The organism is Viridibacillus sp. FSL R5-0888 (genome assembly GCF_038009105.1).
Lineage (GTDB): Bacteria > Bacillota > Bacilli > Bacillales_A > Planococcaceae > Viridibacillus > Viridibacillus arenosi.
In genome coordinates this window covers 3,567,649-3,588,526 of sequence record NZ_JBBPAU010000001.1, presented here as the reverse complement: position 1 = coordinate 3,588,526, position 20,878 = coordinate 3,567,649, and the positions used below count along the sequence as shown (strand labels likewise).

The window sequence follows — 20,878 nt, the reverse complement described above, 5'->3', positions numbered from 1 at the left end:
TCAATACCTATACAATTGATTCTAGACCAATGTATTTTCTTGTTTCAGAAATATTAGAACAGGTATTTGAACGGTTACCTAAAGAAAGTGGTTAGCATTATCAGATGAAACATTATCAACACACAAGCGGACTAAGGCAAAATTAAAAGGCATGAGCCCAATACAGTACCGAACTCATGCCCAACAAGTTATCAAAAGATATAAATGTGTCTAACTTTTAGGAGTTACTTCGATTTAACAACTCTATTAGTGAATCGGAAAACGTTGAGTAATACAAAGTTCTCCAGGACTGTGCTCTTGTTGAGTACCTGATTCAGTTTGTGCACGGATTACATCAAAGTGTGAAACTACAAATGTAGCACAACCTTCTACTGGAATAACTAAAGTCCTAATAACCGTACCTCCTGAACCACCTGAGTTAACACCTCGTACAAATTGAACAATAATAGATGTATTCCCGCAGTTTTTGATAAATCCAGAAGCTATAAGATTACATGCGGTAGTCAAATCACTTGTATAAAGAGTCGTGAACGTTTCAGCTCCACTATATCCCGTAACATTAAAATCACAGCACAGTTTATCTACAATAAATTCCTTTTCATCGCAACAGCTAAAGCAACAATCATCTTTATGCTTATCCTTTCCCATACACATAAAAAAACCTCCATATATTTTTTGAAAGTATGAAATTGATTGTGCACGCTTCAATTTCATACTAACTAATCATAGTTAATGCAAAAGAAAGTTTCGTGTATAGTTATTAGTCTACATGTTTGGTTTTTTTACAACTGACGATAAAGCTGAATATTACTATCAGTTGTTTCTTATCAAATAATCGAAAATCATACGAATATGTAGGTTACCTTGATTTCATTATCAGCAGCATAATTTGTTTCCCAAAAATAATTTTCCCATCTGTGTGCGGAAAAAGATAAACTCTAGTTTTCTTAGCTGCACTACTTGTGAAGAAAACTTTGTTTTCTAGGAAAGAGTCAACTGTCGTAAAACAATGAAAAATATAGAAGCAACTGCAAATTAATAAACTCTTTGTTGATTTACTGGTGATGAATTAATCTGTTCTTCGGACAGGTACTCTCCTTTGGTGTATTGATTGGTTCAGAGCTTTCAATTTAACTAAAATGGAATATTATGTATTTTTTATCTTGTTTGAAGAAGATTATTTACAGTGTATTTATTCGTTATGAGTTGATAGCTAAAAAAGAGAAAATAATTTTTATAATGACAACAGGTAAATAACCTATTAATTTAGAATGCAGTTCCATATGATATTGCAAGGATGTACTGAACATAAAAGGAGTCGATTTTTGTGGAGAAGTGTCACAATGATAGTAAATGTGTAAAAAAGACATTGGAAAAAATACTACATGAACAAAGAAATGTTAGGAAGAAAAAGAATGATAACTGCGAATTTTCATGCCAGTCACCACTTGGAGAGTTATTTAAACCAAATAAGAACAATACAATACCTTTTATTTTATATTGTAATTGTGAAGCGTTTAAGGTTGAAGGCGTGACTACTTGCTTTGACGATTGTTCAAAAAAAGAAAAATTTGTTTGTTTTTTAACATTCATTTTCAAAATAGTAGAATTAAAGAATGACTGTGTAGTTTTGGAATTATTAAAATTTAAAAACCATAATAAATGTGTTGCTAATACTAAAGATCATATATGCTCCCCTTGTTGTCAGCTTGATTGTGAAGATGTAGAAGATTTGATTTCAACATGTGTATGTATAACAGTTGATATTGCAAGCTTCACAGGCATTCAATGTCTGCCTGCTGTTTGTTTATAGAATGAAAACATGCCAGAACTCACTGCAAGTTTCAACAATTTGGGCATCTACCCAGTTGCTGATTAAAGCTCCCCCAGTTCGTCTTTCTTACATTGAAATGAATTCTTTATCATTACATTTTTGAAAATATTATTAGTGTATGATTGTAGGACTGGACATTTTGTTATAAGAAAAGCTCTGCAATGAAAAAAAGTGTAGGAGTCGATCAAACAAAACGTCTAATTTTGATATGTAAAATGTCAACACTCCCAATTTAGAAATGGATGTTATAAAGATAGAACCTAGAGAAAAAGTTAATAAAAACGAGACAAACAACAGATTTCATAAAATAAAACGAAGAACTTCTTAGTTGTTAAATGTATATGATTTAGTATTGGGGCCAAATTCGCTTCCTGTATTTTCGAGTCTTCTTTTTTAAGTTATTTTCAATTCATTAATTTCAATATTCTTTTTTAATTAACTGAAATTAAAGTTAGTGCACCTTCTATCTCTACGTATCTTGTTTTCCAGCCTACAAAGACTGTATTCGTGAATCGTAATTGATGGTAATTACAGATTTCTTCCTGTCAGTTTTTTATGATTCAAACAATCCTATACTGCCAGATGTTCGATTTTTCCTCCTTGTGCGATCCAACGTTGCAAAACATGGTCCACAGAGGTTTCGGAGTTTGCGTCTGTTTCTCAGCATATGTCATCGACGTTCCATCCACGTGACTTTGCAAAAAGTTTTGAATTCTTTCGTATATAGATTTCCTGGAGACAGTCAAATATTCCCCCAAAAAACACTTGATTTACCTTTTAAGTTTTTATTAATGGGTATGTTTTCTTCCCTTTACTGAGGATAGCCCTTATCTGACATTATGGACAAGCTTGTAGATAGTCAATTGGTTGGACATGAATAATTAACTCATGTTCTTTTCTCATTCATGTATTTTTTTTGCTTCCTGTAATTCGCTTGTCTTGTGATTGAGAAGAAGAGTAGTAAAATCGGAATGTATCTGTATACTCCTTTCGTTGTTGTCTAATACTTTCGATTATAGGGGAGAGATGTTTTTTATATCAAAATAGATTGTTGTATCAAACACCTAAAATATTCCTGAAAGAAAATTTATATTTTTCTGATAATTATGTTGACTAAAAAGAATTCTGGGGTTAGAATCAAAACTAATCAAATAATGAGTGAGCAATGATTGGAAATAGTAAGAGGAAAAATAAGCTATTCAGAGAGCCGGTGGTTGGTGAGAATCGGTAGTTATTTGCCTTTGAACTCGTCCAAGAGCTACTCCGTGAAATAATAGTAGCGGATGTCGGGATTCTGCCGTTAAAAGAATAGGTGGTGATAGCCATCAAAGTGAGTGGGTTCATGTTAGGCATGGATCAATTAGAGTGGTACCGCGAGCACAGCCTCGTCTCTATAGTTTCTATAGAGGCGGGGCTTTTTATTATTTAAAAAAGAAAAGGAGTGTATGTGAAATGTCGAGAAAAATATGGGTGTTTGATACGACTTTACGTGATGGGGAACAAGTACCGGGGGCGAAACTGAATTTATACGAAAAACTAGAAGTAGCTCATCAGTTAAAGAAATTACAAGTTGATATTATTGAAGCTGGTTTCCCAGCATCATCAGCCGGAGATTTTAATGCGGTAAAAGAAATTGCGATGAAGGTTGGGGATACTGATAATATCATGATTACTGCCCTAGCACGTGCTGTTAAAGCAGATATCGATGCAGTTTATAATAGTGTAAAGTATGCTGAAAAGCCGTTAATTCATATGGTTCTTGGAACTTCAGACATTCACGTTGAAAAGAAATTTGGTAAATCAAAAAATCAAATTCTAGATATCGGAGTTGAAGCTGTTAAATATGCTAAGACACTTTTACCAGAAGTGCAGTATTCTACAGAAGATGCATCACGTTCTGAGTTTGAATACTTATGGTCGACAATTGAAGCCGTCGTCAAGGCTGGTGCTACGATGATTAATGTCCCAGACACAGTTGGTTATGCAGTGCCAGAGGAATTCGGTGAACTTATATTCAAATTAAATGACCGCCTAAAAAATCTGAATGAAAAAGTGCTTTTAAGTGTACATTGTCATAATGATTTAGGGATGGCTACAGCAAATACATTAGCTGCTATAAAAAATGGTGCAGATAAAGTGGAGTGTACGGTTAACGGTATTGGAGAGCGAGCTGGTAATGCTGCATTAGAAGAGGTTGTTATGGCATTAAATACACGTTCGTCTTTCTACAAAGCAAACACAAATATTAATTCAAAGGAAATTATGAACACATCTAAGCTTGTGAGTAGCTTAATGGGACTTGATGTACAGGTGAATAAAGCTATTACTGGAGATAACGCCTTTGCACATTCATCTGGTATTCACCAAGATGGTTTACTAAAATCACGTGATGCCTATGAAATTATTAGCCCTACAGAAGTTGGATTAGATGATATGGAGCTTGTTCTTACAGCCCGTTCTGGACGTCATGCCGTGAAAAATGCACTCGGAAAATTAGCTTTTAATCAGCTAACAGATGATCAATTTGAAGAAATTTTTGCAGATTTCTTAGTATTGGCTGATGCGAAAAAAGAAGTATATAACCATGATTTATATATTATTGTAGAAAAGTATTTTGAACGTCATGACATGAATGAGGAGATTCACCATCATAGTGAAAATTTTTATGAGTTGTTGGATTTGCAAGTAATTAGTAATACAATTTTCCCATCAGCAAGCGTCAAAATAAAAAAGGGAGATCAAATTTTCAAAAGCAGCACTACAGTAGCATCGGGTCCAATTGATGCACTTTACTCATCGATTAAAGAAATCATTGATATCGATATCAAATTATTAGAGTACAAAATTAGCAGTGTGTCTAGAGGAAAAGAAGCATTAGGGAAAGTAAAATTACAGGTAGAATATAAAGGCGAAAAATATATTGCAAAAGCAACTGATACAGATGTCATTAAGGCAAGTGCTTTAGCTTATATTAATGCAGTAAATAGTATTATTGTAGATAATTTAATGCCTGAAATAAACAAAGAACCTATTGCACAATCACTTTAAATACCAAAGACAACTTCTGCTTCATACGAGGAGTTGTTTTTGTTGTTCGAGGGACTTGTAATTTTAAAAGGAGGGTAATGAAGTGAAAGTTAATCAAGCAGATCTATCTGATACAGTTGGCGTAGCGGGGTTATTCGACATGTATCGTCAATTTTATGAGCAACAAACAAATATAGAAGGGGCTTATAAATTCATCCACAGTAGACTAACTAATAAGGATTCAGTCATATTTGTAGCGAAAAAGGGAGAGGAGTATGTAGGATTTACACAACTTTATCCAACGTACTCCTCCATATCAATGAAAAAAGCGTGGATATTAAATGACTTGTTCGTGACAAATAATAATCGGAAATCTGGCGTTGCACAGCAATTATTACAGTCAGCAATGGAACTAGGTAGACAAACAAATGCGAGTTATTTAACATTAGAAACTGCTCTCACGAATATAAATGCGAAAAAATTATATGAAAAGAATGGATTTGTTCACGACACGGAATTTGGACATTATACATTGAATTTAATTACTGTAGATAATAACGGTTAATAATTTAATTTTCGTCTCTATGAAAATTATGATTTAACAAATAGATTATTTACATATAAAAAAGATGTATTTTTATAAAATAATAAATTCAACTATCTCTGAATAGAATATAGCCGCACCAAAATTACACCTTTAGAAGCAGTTGTTGCATAGTTAATAGTGTAATATTAGAGAAAGTTAAATAGAGAAAATACGAATTAAGGCAACTTTTTGTTTTATTTTATACGAAAAGTTGCCATTGTTAGTCTAGTAATATTATATGGTATTAATTAAGCAAACTTTAAATAATTTCAATTAATACCGAAATTAATTTATCAAATAATGATGTATTCTATGGATATTTTTTGCATCAACTATTAGGTAAGAATTGTAGTTTTTAAGATAGATAGTTAACCTTAAGGAATTAACTAATTGAAAGACCTGCGCTAGCATACCCACCTACCATATTATCGAGTGAATGACCAGTGGCTGCTGCAGAAAACACCATCAATAGTCGTGTTTGTGCTGTTACCATTATATTTAATCCTGTAGTGATTCCGTGACTGACATAACCTAGAGGAAGATTGCCAGAGAGTTTAGGAAATAATGTTACAGTAGCGCCTGGGACAGGAGTGAATAGATTATTTGGTGTTGTTGATTGATATAATTGAGCTGTAATTGTGATGGTGGAATTAACAAGAGATAGAGCCTCTGAAGTACTGAAGAAAGCATCCATCGAAGTGATTTTTCCATCACGAGGAATAGAAAATGCAAAATTCAGAAGTGCGCCAGCAGAACCTGTAAGATTTATTTTTGTCCCATCTAACTTAACGTTTGATGCAGAGTTCCCAAAGCCGATTAAACTAGTTGTTCCAATGTGTCCACCAACAGTTGTAAGTTTAACAGGAACACCTGATGCGAAAGGAATTATTGAGCCAGGCCCAGCCACTCCAGGGAGACCTCTTAAACCCATAGGTCCTTGTTCGCCCTCGGCGCCTCTATGCCCACGTTCACCATCAGCTCCAGGAAGACCCATGAATCCCCTAGGACCTCGGTCACCTTTAAGTCCTTGAGGGCCAGGAGGTCCAACAGGGCCAATAGTACCTTTATTCCCTCTTGGACCTCGAGCAGGGTCATTGTTACAAGTACAGATATATTTACTGCACTTATTACATCTTTTTATCTCATAATTCATTATTTCACCTCCTATTATTATCATGCTATTCACTTCAAAATAATTGGTAAGGGCAAGCATCACTTTATAAAATAAATATTTTTAGAACTAATTTAAACCTAATAGGTATTAATTTTATGAAAATCGTTGTTTTTCAATATTAAAAAGAAAGCACGTTTTCATATTAGGAAAAAACAAGATGTAGGTAATCCTTATTGGATTGAGTACTTAGTAAAAGGGAGGGATAAAAATAATTTTGCTATGACACGGTGGATTAACATTGTTCAAATCTAAATTTAATAATACAATTCTTAAAATACAAAGAAGGGTAGTTAAAGAAATCAATACTTGATATTAGTCAGAATAATCTTTATCATTACAACTATTATTTATAAGATTGATTTTTACTTTAAGTTACGAACGTTTCAGAATATTGTACTTTTAAATTTAATGAAAAGGAGTTGGCTTTAGAATGATTGCGCCAAAGTTAAAAAAAGGTGATGAAATACGTATTATTGCACCTAGTCGCAGTATGCAAATTTTATCTAAGGATGGTATTCAAGAAGCAATTGAGCAGTTAGAGAAAATGGGATTAAAAGTGACTTTTGGTGAGCATGTATATGATTGCGATCTACATTACTCTTCTTCAATTCATGCGAGAGTGGAGGATTTACATGCAGCTTTCATAGACCCAAATGTAAAAGGAGTCTTGACAGTTATTGGTGGATTTAATGCAAATGAGATCTTGCCCTATATCAACTATGAACTTATAAAGACCAATCCGAAAATCTTATGTGGCTATAGCGATATTACAGCGCTAGCATGGGCAATAACAGCTAAAACAGGTTTAGTCACATATTCTGGACCTCACTTTTCAAGTTTTGGAATGCGGAAGGCACAGGATTATCAAACGACTTATTTCAAAAAATGCTTCATGCAAGACGAAGCCTATGAGATTGAGCAGTCGGTTATTTGGAGTGACGATGCGTGGTTTAGAGACCAAGATAATCGCAACTTAATTCCAAATGAGGGTTTGAAAATTTATAATGGTGGATTAACTAATGGTACGTTATATGGTGGTAATCTATGTACTCTCAATTTACTACAAGGAACGGAATTTATGCCAGATTTAAAGGATGTCATTTTGTTTATTGAAGATGATGAATTGACAGATCCACTAACATTTGCACGTGATTTTACGTCCTTGCTACAGCAGGGGAAATTAGTCAACTTAAAGGGACTAGTGATTGGTAAATTCCAGAATAAATCTCAAGTGACTGAAGAGCATTTGCATTTTATTTTTGATAAACATCCTATTTTGAAGAACATTCCTGTGATGTATAATGCAAGCTTTGGTCATATTCAGCCTATGTTTACTTTTCCTATTGGAGGACTTATAGAGATAGATACAGACAAAAAGTCGATAAAAATTATTGAACACTAATAAAAAATTACATATATTATGTCTATGTATTGAGGTGTAAAAAGGCTACTGATTTTAGTAGCCTTTTTAAATTCATATTAATCAATCCATGCATTTAATAAACGATTAATGCCATCAGTGATTTGTTCTTCGTTTAATCCACCATAACCTATTAAAAGGAGGTTATCCTTTGGTGAAGTATGATAATAATTCGATACAGAATAAATCTTCACGCCACATTCCATACCTCTTTGAATAGCAGAGGCTTCAGAAATGTTTAGCTTTAAGTGAATAATTAAATGAAGGCCTGCATTCTCACCTATAATTTGAACATTTTCACCGAGTTTCAGCTTTAATTGTGTAACGAGGATGTCACGCCTTTTTCGATATAGAGTACGCATTTTCCCCAGATGCTTATCCCAATGACCTTGCTTCATAAATTCAGCAATAGCTAGTTGGTCTATGCGCGATACAGTGGATTTTTGTTCAGTATAAAAGTCGTTAAATTCCTTTACCAGTTTGTTAGGTAAAATCATATAACTTATTCGTAATGAAGGAAGTAATGACTTTGAGAAAGTGCCAAAATAGATGACACGATCTTGGTAATCTAAACTGTGAAGTGAAGGGATTGGCTTTCCACTGTAACGAAATTCACTGTCATAGTCATCTTCAATAATATACGCATCTGTTTGTAATGCCCATTGAAGAAGTGCGTATCTTCTTTGAATTGGCATAATAATACCGAGCGGAAATTGATGTGCAGGCGTCGTGTATAACAGTCTAAGAGGTTCTTTTGGAATGGACATTCCTTCTGTATCTACAGGAATTGAAACAATTTTCATTCTATACTGATTGAAAATGGTGTAAGCACGAGAAAATCCAGGTTCTTCAAATCCAACCGATGCTGTTGGGCCAAAATAATGACAAAGTAAGGAGAGCTGGGCTTGTATACCATTACATATGTATATTTGATCTACTGTACAGGATACACCTCGGGATAAATAAACGTATTGACATATTTGCTCGCGAAGAGACATTTCTCCTTGCCAAGGACTATGATAAGTCAGATCAGCGCGCATAAGATTTGTTGTTATTTTCTTCCAAGTTTTAAAGGGAAAGTGATCATGTGCAATTTGGCCAGAATTAAAGTCGATGTCTATAGGTTCAATAACATCATTATTAAAAGTTTCTTTTGGTGTGGGGATTATTTTCATTCGCCACTCTTCAAGAAAGGGCGCTATGAAATAACCAGAACGTTCACGACTTGAAATAAAACCTTCAGAAGTTAACTGTTCATAAGCAATTTGTACGGTATGAATGCTTACTTGTAATTGATTTGCAAGTTGGCGTTTTGAAGGGAGTTTTGAACCTTCGATTAACTGCTGCGACTGGATTAATTCCTTTATTTGTTCATAAATCTGTATATATAAAGGTGTTGTAGATTGGTCAAAATAAATAGTCAATGTCATAGCTTCACCTCATCTGGTATGGTTAAAACCTTTCTTTTTGGTGCTATTCATTAAATCAAAATCTGTTTTAATAATAGCAAAGGAGTGAAGTATAATGGAAGATATTCAGTTAATAGGTAAACATGTATTGTTAGTACCCTTAAAGGATAGTCATCTAGAGGGGCTTTATTTGGCGGGGCAGTTTCAAGAGGTTTGGGCATATACATCGGCGAAAATAAGATCGATTGAGGATATGAAACAATATATACAACAAGCTTTACATGAAAAAATCAATTGCACCCAAAATCCATTCGTTATTATAGAAAAAAAGACAAATCAAATAATTGGATCTACGAGATTTTTGGACATTGATTATCAACAAAAGCGATTAGAAATTGGCTTTACATGGATCACCCCAACAAAATGGCGAACGCCTATTAATACAGAATGTAAGTATTTATTGTTGAAGTATGCGTTTGAGCAATTAAGTGTCAATCGAGTACAAATAAAAACGGATCACGAGAATAAACGCTCACAGGCAGCAATTGAAAGATTGGGAGCAAAAAAGGAAGGAATTTTACGCAATCATATGATCCGGTCAAATGGTACAATCCGTAATACGGTAGTATATAGCATTATAGATTCAGAATGGTCAGATGTGAAACTTCGTTTAGAAGGATTGCTAATACAATGAGGAATTAGATTAAGTCGATTACAAATATATGTTGATACACGTGATTTAATAATACAAATAATGTATAAACAGTAATAACCTAAGTCAACGTGTCGGTGATTATGTGAATCGTATTCCAGACATCCAACAGTATTTGAGTAATCAAAAAGAAATACTTGATTATTATAATGCACTAACACCAGGGTATCAGCGAGATTGGGCTCGATTTATCTTTAGTGCGAAACGTGAAGAAACACAGGAAAAACGCTTGTCAGAAATGGTAGAGATTCTTGGAAAAGGATTCAAAACCATGAATTTATATCGAGCTAATAAGAAATAATAAATCGGTCGTTATTTTTATTTATTTTAATTTCAATACCTTGAAACCATAGAAAAAACCCCTGCTAAGTGTGGAAGGGGTTTTATTGTTCATAATGCTTTTTTAAATATTGTGCAGTAAATTGAATGAAGTGTTCTAGCATAGGGGACTGAATTCTTTTTTTGTTCCATACTAGTCCAACTGTTCTTGTACAAGATGGTTCTACGATTTTTAGTTTCGCTATGTTTAAATGTCGAATGCGTTTTGCGGATAGGGAATTTGGATAAAAAGCAATGCCCAAGCCATGCTCAACCAATTGATAAGTAACGCCTGTTTCTTCACCCTCAAAGGCAATCTTTGGGTAGAAACCAGCTTTCATACAATATAGTTCTGTCATTTCACGGAATTGATATCCTTTCGGCATGACGATAAAGGGTTCGTTTACTAACTCTTTTAATTGAATCTCATTATATTTAGCAAGAGGATGAGATAGAGGAACTGCAAGCTGAATTTCTTCTTCAATAAGTGGCATCCATTCTATATCATTACCAAAAACAGGTTGTGTTGATATGCAAAGATCGATTTCACCAGTTTCAATTTGTCTTTTGATTTGTGATGGCATTACTTGTCGTTGGCGGAAACGAGCTTCTGGTTGTAATTCAATAAATTCACCTAAAAGTTCAGGAAGAATAGTTGGTATTGTGACAGAAATAGAAAGTATATTGCTTTGTTTCCCAGCAAGCTGATCTAATTCTAATTCGCCTTCTTGTAGCATAAGGAATATATTTTCAACAGTTCTTAAATAACTGTCCCCAAATTTATTTAATTTTATATTTCTACCAATTCGATCAAATAACTCATAACCGATGTTTTCTTCTAATTTTGCAATCATTTTGCTTAAGGCTGGCTGTGAAATATTCAATTCGGCAGCTGCTCGAGTCAAATGCTCATGCTTAGCAGTTACTTGAAAATAGCGCAATTGCAATATGTCTATGAAAAGCACCACCTTATTTTGTAATACAGTTAGTATAATCAATTATGTGCAAATTTGTTTGTTTAGCATACTTTAAAGCTATATATAATTTTGAGTTTTAATTTTTTTGTTTTTGTAAATCAATTACACAGGAATAAAATAGTATTGGCCTAAATAATAAATGTATTTTTCCATGTGTGATTTATCTAACTTGCTAAAGTAATAATTTTTTCCTGTTATTCATTGTGTAATTGTTTCTTTGTAGTTCATGATTAGAACAATTTTCGCGAATAATTGTTCTATACCGAAGTTTTTAAGGTGATTTTAGTATAATTCTCTTATTCCAAAATTAAAAATAGAAATATTGACATATATTCATAACCATTTAGTTATTAAGAACTTAAAATGAATAAAAAAAGCAGGAATTGATATCTTAATCAACTCCTGCTTTTATATTTATTATTTTACTTTAACTAAAGATCCGCCATCCTTTAGATATTTTTCGATACCTTCCGCAGCACGGTATGACAATGCTCCTAGAGTTCCAGTTGGGTTGAAGCAACTGTTGTGAGGGAAAGCTGAAGCTCCAACAACGAATACATTGTCAACATCCCACATTTGTAGATAGCTATTAAGCACTGAAGTTTCACGATCAGCACCCATAATAACCCCACCAGTGTTATGTGTATTTGTATCTTTGTTTACGTTAAACGGTCCTTGCTCTCCAGCAGTGATGATGTGGTCAGCACCCATTTCTTTCGCAATTTTATTAGTCACTTTTGCCATATATTTTACTAGGGCTTTATCTTGATCAGTATAGTCATAAGTCATACGAAGTATAGGCATGCCATATTCATCTTTGTATGTTGGATCAAGATCTAAATAGTTATTAATATGAGGCATTGAAGCGCCTTGAGAAGCAACTTTCAACCAACTATTCGCATATTTGATTGACGCTTTTTTGAATTCTGGACCCCAGTTTGGTGTACCTTCAGGAACAACATTGTTTGCAATCGGTCGATTACCATATTGGAACATGCGAATACCAGCACCGTGAATAAAGTCAAGGTTTTTATGGTCAAAGTGATCGCCAGTATACTCAGGAATTTCCATACCAAGCGCACCAGCACCAGCATAAGTATTGAATTCTTGATTATCAAACAAAGCTGTAGACCAACCTGAACTTACTTGGTAGCAATAGTTTTTACCAACTGTACCTTTACCAGTTTTAGGATTGTAGGCTTCACCCAAACCAGATGTTAATAAAAGTTTTGCATTATTAAATACATAACTTGCTACTACGACAACATCTGCTGGTTGTTCATATTCGATGCCTGTCATAGTATCAACGTAAATTACACCAGTTGCTTTAGTGCCGTTTTTTGTAACTTTTAATACATTTGCATGTGTACGTAAATCAAGTTTACCTGTTTTCTGTGCTACTGGGAGAACAGTTACGACAGGATCAGCCTTAGCGCCGTATTCACAACCAAAGTTTTCGCAATAAGCGCAATATTGACAAGCACCGCGAGCTATACCATCTGGATTTGTATAGGATTCAGATAAGTTTCCTGAAGATACCATGTATGGCTTGTAGCCTAAGTTCTTAGTAGCGGCTTCAAATACTTCAAGTGTCGGTGTTTTTTTCATAGGGCCAGTAGGGTAATCATTTTTACGTTTACCGTAAAGTTCTACTGTTTCTCCAGAGGTACCAGCCATTTTCTCGAATGTATCGTAGTAAGGCTCTAGTTCATCATATGTGATACCCCAGTCTTGAATTGGCATATCAGATTTGATTTTGCCTTTGCCATATTTTTTCTCTGTCATTGTTTTTATTTCAAAGTCATAAGGCAAGAAGCGGTAAGTTTGTCCGTTCCAGTGACTGCCGGCGCCACCAACACCATCACCGATGATGAATGTACCGTAGCGACGCATTGGAAGTGCACGTTGATCAGGGGAATTACGGTGTGTAATTGTCTCTTTTGCTAAATCTTGCATCAGTTCAGTGCGGTGTTGATAACGAAGTTCATCGTGACCCATAAAGTAATCTGCAGTAGAACGCTCTTTACCACGTTCAAGTCCAACAACATTGATACCTGCTTTTGTTAGTTCAGCAGAGATAATGCCGCCTGCCCAGCCCATACCTACTACGACTACTGGTACTTTTGATAATTTTTTTGCCATGTAATTCAATCCTTTCTGTTATCAGTGATTCATATGGCTATTTAAGCCTTGTGGTTCAAGTGTGACGAATTTTTCACTCATAATTTCTTGGTTATAATTCATGCGAGAGCCTGGATATTTTCTCATTTTCCAACCTAACATGTCTTTGTTACCGCCATACATTGGGTCTGCATAGACACCTTCGATTGTTAACGAACGAAGTAATCCGAAGAATTCAGTAGATGGGACATTGCCATAAAGTTTCACTTTTCCTTCGCTGAATGCTGTTAAAACTTTATCTTGTTTTTCCGTATCTAATGCAGTGAATTTATCTTTGAAGTGTTTTTGACTATAAGTATCTAATGCTTTCAATCCTGTTAAGAAGATATCTTTACGAAGCATTTTTGTTTGTGTACCAGCAGTTTCACGTCCTTCATAGTAAGGTCCGAAACGATAATCCTTGGCGTTAATGCCGTATGATCCTGCTAATTGATGGTCGATGTATATAGCTGCGTTTAAATCTTTAGCCCCTGGACCATTGTCGTCAGCAGGGTAAATACGATCTGCAGCTGCTTGTGTTAAGTTGTATTCTTCTTGTGTAAAAAACATTAATGCAACGTTTGGGTTTGCAGTAAGTTGTGGTTTGTTTGATTTATTGTCGGCTGAATCCGCTTTTGATTTGCTGTTGACGTTCAATAAACCGCCGAAAGCTCCACCAAGTACTAAGCCACCAAGTGTTAACCCGGAATTTTTTATGAAATCCCGTCTTGAATTCGACTCAACATGTGATTGTTTGTTATCTTTTGCTGCCATAATAAGACCTCCAAATCTATTTTTCTAAAAGATTGATGAAAAATTGTGGTAGATGACTAACACGATTGACATCAAAATTAGTGATCCAACAAAAAATGCGTTCTTCTTTCCTGCCCAACTCATAATAATAATGCCTAGACCTACTGCTACTCCAATAATTGTTAGCCATGGCACGATAGTAAAATATTTATATGCTCCCATGACAAAAGCTGACATGAATACGATTGCAGCTACATTTTGTACAAGCGCAGAAAGTTCCTCTTGTCCATATTCCGACATACCTTCTCCTCCCTTCTGTGCATAAAAACCGTATATTATTTTGTGTCTAAATAATGTCCGTTCGGTCACAAGCTGTAATTCTACATTAATTCTTTGAACATAGTAAAGCTTTTAAAATTTCTTTGTTACAGAAAGTTTGTATTTTCCTATAATCAATGTATATAGAAACGTATGTTTTTGTAGAAATAAATGATTTAAAGTAGCTGATTTTGTAATTAAAATATTTATCTTATATTAGTGAATTTTTGTGTAACTAATTTTTTTATAGGACAAATTATAGAAAGATAAAGTTTATATTCATTTTTCCGTTCTTTGCTTAACTTTTGGAATAATTAATAGATATCAAATTTTATGGTTTTAAATTAGTTATATTGAATAAAAATACAAAAATATAAAAAGGGGATTTTTGTCTAATGTAGGTAAAAGTTCAATTCGACAATAAATGTGTAAAAAAGATGAAAAAAGTCATTCTTCTCACTTGAAGGGAGAAAAAGACTAGAGAGATATGAAATTATGAAATTATTATTTAAGGAAGTGAGTAGGAGTAATTTCAAGAATTGAAACAAAAAATATGGAAATGATAGCTTGATAATGAATGGTGATATTTTACTGTTAAATTTTAAGAACAAATAAATATACATTAAATAAACAGTTGAAATAATAAAAAAATATCGCAAATTCTATAATATACACTTAAATTCTGATTCAAGTATTACCTGTATTTGTGAATTTTGTTAGGTTAGATTATATTGGAATTCACTAAAAATGTAAGTAGAGAAATTATTTTGAAAGCTTCTGATTCTCGAAAAAATAGGAGCTATTTTTAACGGAATTCACATAAGTTGTAAGTGTAGAGTTATTTTGTAATAGGGGCAGAAAAGTGGAGGGATACTATGCAGAAGGTTATCCAATTTGTAGCCATTTCGGCAGTCATAATAGGCATCGGATATATATTTTCTATGTGGAATATGAAAATTACTTATGTAGTAGGCATACTTATTGAGATATTTGGACTTGCAATAGTTTTTAAATTAATTTTCTTTGATATACGTAATACTTCATCGAAAGTCGTATGGATTATAATTATTTTGGGTCTCCCAGTCATTGGAACAGGGTATTATTTATGCTTAGGAAGAGATCCAATAACACGAAAATTTACTGTTTCACAAATAAAAGAAACAACTAAGTTAATTAAAGTAACACATGCAATACAAAAAAAATATCATTCTACCGAACGTCCCCGTTTATCAAAACGTATTGCAAATTTATCAAATATTAAACCATTAAAAGGGAATACGATTGATATCTTAACTAATGGTGCTGCAACTTTTTCAGCTATTATGGAGGCTATAAAAAATGCTAAATGTCATATCCATATGCAATTCTATATTTATAAAAAAGATGATATTGGAACTGAAATACGAGATTTATTAGTCCAAAAGGCAAAGGCAGGTGTAGAAGTACGCTTTATGTATGATGCAATAGGTGCAAAGTGTTTGAATTCGAATTTCCTTAAACCATTGTCCGATGCCGGAGCCGAGGTCATAGCATTTGAACCGATATTATCCCTGTGGTTCTTGCATAAGGCTAATTTTCGAAATCACAGGAAGGTAATAGTTGTGGATAGTCATATCGGATTCACAGGAGGTTTGAATGTAGGTGATGAATATTTATCTAATACGAATACCTTTAAAATTTGGCGCGATACGCATCTTCGTATTGAAGGATTATCAGTTAGTGAATTACAAGAATCATTTCTAAATGATTGGATATTTATGAAAAACGAAAAAGGTGCTGCTACTCCTTTTACAAATGAAAATGGGATACAAAAATACTTTTCCCCTATAAAAAAAGGAGATGATTGGGCTCAGGTGATATATGGTGGGCCATATGATAAAGAAAATATCATTCGTGATTCCATGCTTAATTTAATCGAATCAGCCCATGAAAATGTATGGATTGCAACCCCTTATTTTATACCAGACGCTGAAGCTTTGGCAGTGGTAAGGAGAGCAGCAATGAGTGGCATAGATGTACGAATTATTCTTCCTGGAAAGGGTGATATGGGAATTTCTTATCATGGTAGTAATGCCAATATTAAAACTTTACTTGAAGCTGGAGTACGTGTATTTGTCTATGATGAAGAATCGTTTTTACATTGCAAAATTATTACTGTAGATGGTATGAATGCAGCTATTGGAACTGCCAACTTTGACATTCGTAGCTTCCGACTTAATCATGAGCTTATGGTCTTTCTATATGAAGCTAGTGCTGCAATTCATCACTTATTGCATGATTTCAAAATAGATTTCCAAGCTAGCAGAGAGTTGACAATGGCAGATATGAAAAATAAGAGTTTTAAGAAAAAATTAAAAGAATCTATAAGTAGTTTATTTTCGCCAATTTTGTAGTTGGAATTTATTACTATATGTTAGAATTCGCTTAAGGGGGGAAATGAAATGGATATAGGTGTGAATTATTTAAACATAGTAAAGAAAAGGTTTATGGAAATAAAAAAGCTGGGGGATCAAACTTTCCATCAACTGGATGATGAACAACTGTATTGGTCCAATCATGAGGAATCTAATAGTATTACAGTTATTATAAAACATGTAGGAGGAAATATGGTTTCCCGTTGGAGTGATTTTCTAAGTACAGATGGAGAAAAGTCAAATAGAAATAGGGATTTAGAATTTGATGATTCGTACTTACCTAGGAAAGAGTTAATCCGGATTTGGGAACATGGCTGGCAAATTGTATTTAACACACTTGATGATTTAACAGAGCAAGATTTACTAAAAAAGGTTAAGATACGTGGGGAAAATCACCTTGTGATGGCAGCGATTGAGCGCCAAGTTTCGCATTATTCCTATCATGTTGGGCAAATTGTGTATATTGGAAAGCTTTTAAAAACTTCCGAATGGCAATCATTAAGTATACCAAGAGGGAAGTCCAATCAGTTTAATAAAACAATGTTTGAGCAGCATAAAAACTGATGGGGTGAAATGCTAAATTAGCATCATGAAAAATGTAGAATATATAATATTAATGGAGCTGATATACATGTGGCTCCTTTTTTGTATTCTAAATTGAGGTTATTTATTGACATAGTATAGCGAATAAGTGTGGACTTTATTTAGCTTTGTATTTAGTAATATTTTAAGGGGAAAATCAGCGTGCAAACTATGTCTCTGTTACTTATTTCTCTGATAAACCTGTTAAAGATGAACATAGAGAAATAATCGGGGAATTTGCAAATATATCAACCTGAAATAACTTCAAATATAGAAGTATCATTAAATGAATGTTTTAAAGTTGTGGTTAGATGTGCATATAAAAAAAAGCATATATAGAATTTAAAGTCACCATTTTGAGGTGTTTTCTTCCTGTATAAAATATGTTTTATAGGGAATTCATTATACTTATTAAAACAACAACAAGATATGGACAAAGCCAAAGAATAAACATAATGGACTATAGAACCAAGTGTCGTATCTAGCAAACTGAGAATGTTTAATTTTTTTAAAAAATCCAACAAACTTAAAATCACCAATTGCCCTAATAATAAAAACTAAAGCACAGACAATACTTCCGATTTTAGATAAACTATTTGCTTGGAACCCCTGCAAATAACCTCCTTGAACAACAATAATGACACTAGCCAGTAGAATAAGAATGGCTACGAATAATGTTCCCCATATTCTCGGAGTAAAAGCAGGGTTATGTTCTCCCTCTTTTACTGGGAGAACAGCGGCAGAACCCCATCGACCTCCAAAAGCCCAATAAATATGCAAAAAACTGATAAACCACAGAAGCCCTACAGCTACTAATATTAATAGTGATTTCATTAATTCGCCCCCAATGTCTTAACTTCAAATAAAACATGCACTACCGTATGTTGTGGTGAAAATTTTGTCCCTTCAGGTTTTATAACCATATTAGGGACATTTATTATCGAATAATCAATTATGCCTCGGCATAATTGCGTCCGGAATCGGCTTTATGCTTGCACAAATAACTCCTTTCCGATTCCGTGACATCCGCCGGAGGCTTTAACTTCTTTTAGCGAATGTTTGGACACGCGCTGAAAGAAGTTAAAAGCTCAACCATTTTATCAATATCAAAATTAGGATTTGCTTCAAACCTTGTCATCCATCCTACATACGTTAAATAGGCAAGTCTCGCCCGATCAATTGATTCAGTTTCGTTTATGCCCTTTTTTTGATACAATTTTGCAACACAAGAAATTCTCTGTTCTTCCATATCTACTAAACGTGCTGCCACAACAGGGTCATATTTAGCCCAAGTATAAATACCATTCTCAATTTTTTTATCTCGACTAAAACTAATCTGTAATAGCTGTTCTAAAGAGGCATCCTGTTGCTCCATACTTTGAACAATCAGCTTTGTTGCATGTACTTCCCAAAAGTCGAGCATAGAATCTAAAAGCTCTTGATGGTCACGAAAATAGTGATAGAAGCTTCCTTTGCTTATTTTTAGCAATCGAGCAAGTGCTTCAATGCGAACTTTATGTATCCCTTCATCAGATAATTGTTGTAATCCTGCTTTTATCCAATCTTCCCTCGTTAATTGCATATCATCTCTCCAGTAAAATACGGTAGCGTATGTTTTGAGTTAGATTACTACTATTATCATTTTTTGTCAATTATTCATTCTGTTTATTTTTATGAACTTTAATGTTGTTGTTAATCGTAATATTAATCCTCATCACCGTTGGTAAAATACAAGCACATACTAAAATTAATAATTTGAAAGTTTTTTATTTCTATAATTTAATATGCCATAAAATAATTAGATGATTATTCAGGAGATTGGGGTATCAAACTTCAAAAAGAAGAGGATTATATTTCGAAGCTCCAATTTTTTTATAATTCTTTTTTATTCTAATTTTAATTATTGTTTAAGTAACTCTCTTAACAGTTGTATCATTTCAGCTTGTTGTTATATCTTCTTGCGACCATTTCGATTAATTGCTGCAAGCTCGCATCCAATTGCTGCAGTAAAGAAGAACAATAAACTTCCAAACATATATAAACCTCCAATCATATTGAAATCAAACAGCCTTACTCATCTGTTCCTTTAGTAAATTCTTCTGATGCTCGTTTTCTTCCTTACGTTGACATACGTTATTTCGTATGAGAGCTATAATAACTAGCAGTGTTCCTGCAACATCAAAGATTGTTATTTTATATCCTTGGATCATCATAATGACTAATGTAGTGATTGGGACGAAGTTAATAAATAAAATTCCATTTACGGATGATGAAATTTTCACGCCATAGTTCCAACTAAGCAATGCCACGAAACCTGGTAATACCATTTGGTAGAGGTACTTCTGTTGATGAACGAGAACAAAACACAGCCTTCGAAATAATGGCAAACGCTGGGGTGATAGCTCTTTTCATCTGTTTTGGAGCTATGTTATATGATTTGATTTTAAACAAAGAAATTACATCACTTGGCATTCTAGCCTTAATTATTTTATTAACAACATCATTTTATATCGTTATGATGATGCGGATCAAAAAAATATATATACGTTATACATCAAATAATAAAATGTTAGGTCGTAATTCGATATTTTCAGGATTTATTTTCTTTGTTTTATTTACTTTATTAACATATTTACCTTCTGGAGAAGCAATTACCATGAGAGATCTTACTGTAAATAGTATGGGCGGAGTATTTTTCGGCTTATGTATATATGGATATAGTAAGTATAACAGTAAAAAAGTTGAAGAAGATGAACTATAATGATTTATCCGATTGCATTTTTTCTTTAATAATCAGTACCTGCTATATAGTCATTAGGTTAAACTTCTATAATGCTTTCAGAATGAGAACGTGATGTTTTTTATGGTAACCAAGTGTATTTTAATCGTTGTGTGGGACAACAAAACCTTAGGTTGATGGGCATGGGGTGCCACACACATTTTAACGAAAATATACGCTAAGTAAATTTCGACATAAAAAGAGCCTAATTTTCTACTCTAAGAAAATTAGGCTCTTTTTTTTTATGAAGTTTTAATTGAATTTTTTTTGTATAGTCTGAAAGCATTTATTGCACCTCAAGGAATACAATCGCTTGGAATAATATTAAGAACTTGCGGAAATATTGGACATCATTATCAATCACTATAAAGATTGTGAAGAAATGTACTTAAACTAACGGGGCAGTTTTGTTGAA

18 protein-coding genes, 3 pseudogenes and 1 other annotated feature are annotated in these 20,878 nt (G+C 33.6%); of the genes and pseudogenes, 10 read left to right on the top strand and 11 right to left on the bottom strand.

Features of this window, described 5'->3' with window-relative positions:
* Positions 1-121: 121 nt before the first annotated feature.
* Positions 122-214 (top strand): annotated as a pseudogene (locus MKY02_RS22090) (IS3 family transposase); the annotation flags it as partial.
* A 32-nt stretch (positions 215-246) separates the two neighbouring features.
* Here the strand turns inward: MKY02_RS22090 and MKY02_RS17925 are convergent.
* Complete coding sequence (locus MKY02_RS17925; RefSeq protein ID WP_076034076.1) at positions 247-654, bottom strand: S-Ena type endospore appendage; 408 nt, start codon at positions 652-654, stop codon at positions 247-249.
* A gap of 673 nt (positions 655-1,327) precedes the next feature.
* Between MKY02_RS17925 and MKY02_RS17920 the strand changes: the two genes are divergently transcribed.
* The 3 genes from MKY02_RS17920 (at position 1,328) to MKY02_RS17910 (ending at position 5,426) form a co-directional block, all read left to right on the top strand.
* Entirely contained in the window at positions 1,328-1,813 is a 486-nt protein-coding gene (locus MKY02_RS17920; protein WP_340711585.1) for a CotY/CotZ family spore coat protein, read from the top strand.
* A 1,177-nt stretch (positions 1,814-2,990) separates the two neighbouring features.
* Positions 2,991-3,230: a binding site (T-box leader), on the top strand.
* Positions 3,231-3,286: 56 nt separating this feature from the next.
* Positions 3,287-4,882 carry a 2-isopropylmalate synthase gene (locus MKY02_RS17915; RefSeq protein ID WP_038179546.1) on the top strand — a complete coding sequence of 532 codons (1,596 nt, stop codon included), beginning with the start codon at positions 3,287-3,289 and terminating at the stop codon, positions 4,880-4,882.
* A gap of 82 nt (positions 4,883-4,964) precedes the next feature.
* A complete protein-coding gene (locus MKY02_RS17910; protein ID WP_340711584.1) occupies positions 4,965-5,426 on the top strand; it encodes a GNAT family N-acetyltransferase in 462 nt (153 codons plus the stop codon).
* Positions 5,427-5,829: 403 nt separating this feature from the next.
* Here the strand turns inward: MKY02_RS17910 and MKY02_RS17905 are convergent, their stop codons facing one another.
* A complete protein-coding gene (locus MKY02_RS17905) occupies positions 5,830-6,600 on the bottom strand; it encodes an exosporium glycoprotein BclB-related protein (protein WP_051448556.1) in 771 nt (256 codons plus the stop codon).
* Positions 6,601-7,051: 451 nt separating this feature from the next.
* Between MKY02_RS17905 and MKY02_RS17900 the strand changes: the two genes are divergently transcribed.
* Positions 7,052-8,023 (top strand): S66 family peptidase, encoded by a 972-nt coding sequence (locus MKY02_RS17900; protein ID WP_038179543.1) that lies wholly within the window; start codon positions 7,052-7,054, stop codon positions 8,021-8,023.
* A 77-nt stretch (positions 8,024-8,100) separates the two neighbouring features.
* Here the strand turns inward: MKY02_RS17900 and pdxR are convergent, their stop codons facing one another.
* Positions 8,101-9,471, bottom strand: a complete 1,371-nt coding sequence (gene pdxR / locus MKY02_RS17895; RefSeq protein ID WP_038179541.1) for a MocR-like pyridoxine biosynthesis transcription factor PdxR — start codon at positions 9,469-9,471, stop codon at positions 8,101-8,103.
* A 94-nt stretch (positions 9,472-9,565) separates the two neighbouring features.
* On the opposite strand from pdxR, the gene MKY02_RS17890 reads away from it, so the two are divergent.
* The gene (locus tag MKY02_RS17890; RefSeq protein ID WP_340711583.1) at positions 9,566-10,144 is read left to right on the top strand and encodes a GNAT family N-acetyltransferase; all 579 of its coding nucleotides are present in this window, start codon (positions 9,566-9,568) and stop codon (positions 10,142-10,144) included.
* A 103-nt stretch (positions 10,145-10,247) separates the two neighbouring features.
* A complete protein-coding gene (locus MKY02_RS17885; RefSeq protein ID WP_051448555.1) occupies positions 10,248-10,463 on the top strand; it encodes a YdeI/OmpD-associated family protein in 216 nt (71 codons plus the stop codon).
* A gap of 82 nt (positions 10,464-10,545) precedes the next feature.
* Here MKY02_RS17885 and MKY02_RS17880 read toward each other — a convergent pair whose 3' ends face one another.
* From MKY02_RS17880 to MKY02_RS17865, 4 genes are all read right to left on the bottom strand, one after another.
* A complete protein-coding gene (locus MKY02_RS17880) occupies positions 10,546-11,421 on the bottom strand; it encodes a LysR family transcriptional regulator (RefSeq protein ID WP_162148703.1) in 876 nt (291 codons plus the stop codon).
* A 453-nt stretch (positions 11,422-11,874) separates the two neighbouring features.
* Complete coding sequence (locus tag MKY02_RS17875) at positions 11,875-13,599, bottom strand: GMC family oxidoreductase (RefSeq protein WP_340711582.1); 1,725 nt, start codon at positions 13,597-13,599, stop codon at positions 11,875-11,877.
* Positions 13,600-13,620: 21 nt separating this feature from the next.
* Positions 13,621-14,391 (bottom strand): gluconate 2-dehydrogenase subunit 3 family protein, encoded by a 771-nt coding sequence (locus tag MKY02_RS17870; protein WP_038179535.1) that lies wholly within the window; start codon positions 14,389-14,391, stop codon positions 13,621-13,623.
* 24 nt (positions 14,392-14,415) lie between these two features.
* Positions 14,416-14,670, bottom strand: a complete 255-nt coding sequence (locus MKY02_RS17865; RefSeq protein ID WP_038179533.1) for a hypothetical protein — start codon at positions 14,668-14,670, stop codon at positions 14,416-14,418.
* 893 nt (positions 14,671-15,563) lie between these two features.
* Here MKY02_RS17865 and cls point away from each other — a divergent pair.
* Complete coding sequence (gene cls, locus MKY02_RS17860; protein ID WP_340711581.1) at positions 15,564-17,081, top strand: cardiolipin synthase; 1,518 nt, start codon at positions 15,564-15,566, stop codon at positions 17,079-17,081.
* Positions 17,082-17,129: 48 nt separating this feature from the next.
* A complete protein-coding gene (locus MKY02_RS17855; protein WP_340711580.1) occupies positions 17,130-17,666 on the top strand; it encodes a DUF1572 family protein in 537 nt (178 codons plus the stop codon).
* A 429-nt stretch (positions 17,667-18,095) separates the two neighbouring features.
* On the opposite strand, the gene MKY02_RS17850 is transcribed toward MKY02_RS17855, so the two are convergent.
* The 4 genes and pseudogenes from MKY02_RS17850 to MKY02_RS17835 form a co-directional block, all read right to left on the bottom strand.
* Positions 18,096-18,518 carry a DUF3995 domain-containing protein gene (locus tag MKY02_RS17850; RefSeq protein ID WP_038179527.1) on the bottom strand — a complete coding sequence of 141 codons (423 nt, stop codon included), beginning with the start codon at positions 18,516-18,518 and terminating at the stop codon, positions 18,096-18,098.
* A gap of 214 nt (positions 18,519-18,732) precedes the next feature.
* A complete protein-coding gene (locus tag MKY02_RS17845) occupies positions 18,733-19,266 on the bottom strand; it encodes a TetR/AcrR family transcriptional regulator (RefSeq protein ID WP_340711579.1) in 534 nt (177 codons plus the stop codon).
* Between the two features lie 369 nt (positions 19,267-19,635).
* Positions 19,636-19,719, bottom strand: a pseudogene (locus MKY02_RS17840) (YrzO family protein); the annotation flags it as partial.
* Between the two features lie 25 nt (positions 19,720-19,744).
* Positions 19,745-20,020 (bottom strand): annotated as a pseudogene (locus MKY02_RS17835) (EamA family transporter); the annotation flags it as partial.
* Here MKY02_RS17835 and MKY02_RS17830 point away from each other — a divergent pair.
* Positions 19,987-20,445 carry a hypothetical protein gene (locus MKY02_RS17830; protein WP_340711578.1) on the top strand — a complete coding sequence of 153 codons (459 nt, stop codon included), beginning with the start codon at positions 19,987-19,989 and terminating at the stop codon, positions 20,443-20,445. The pseudogene MKY02_RS17835 and the gene MKY02_RS17830 overlap by 34 nt on opposite strands.
* Positions 20,446-20,878: the final 433 nt, after the last annotated feature.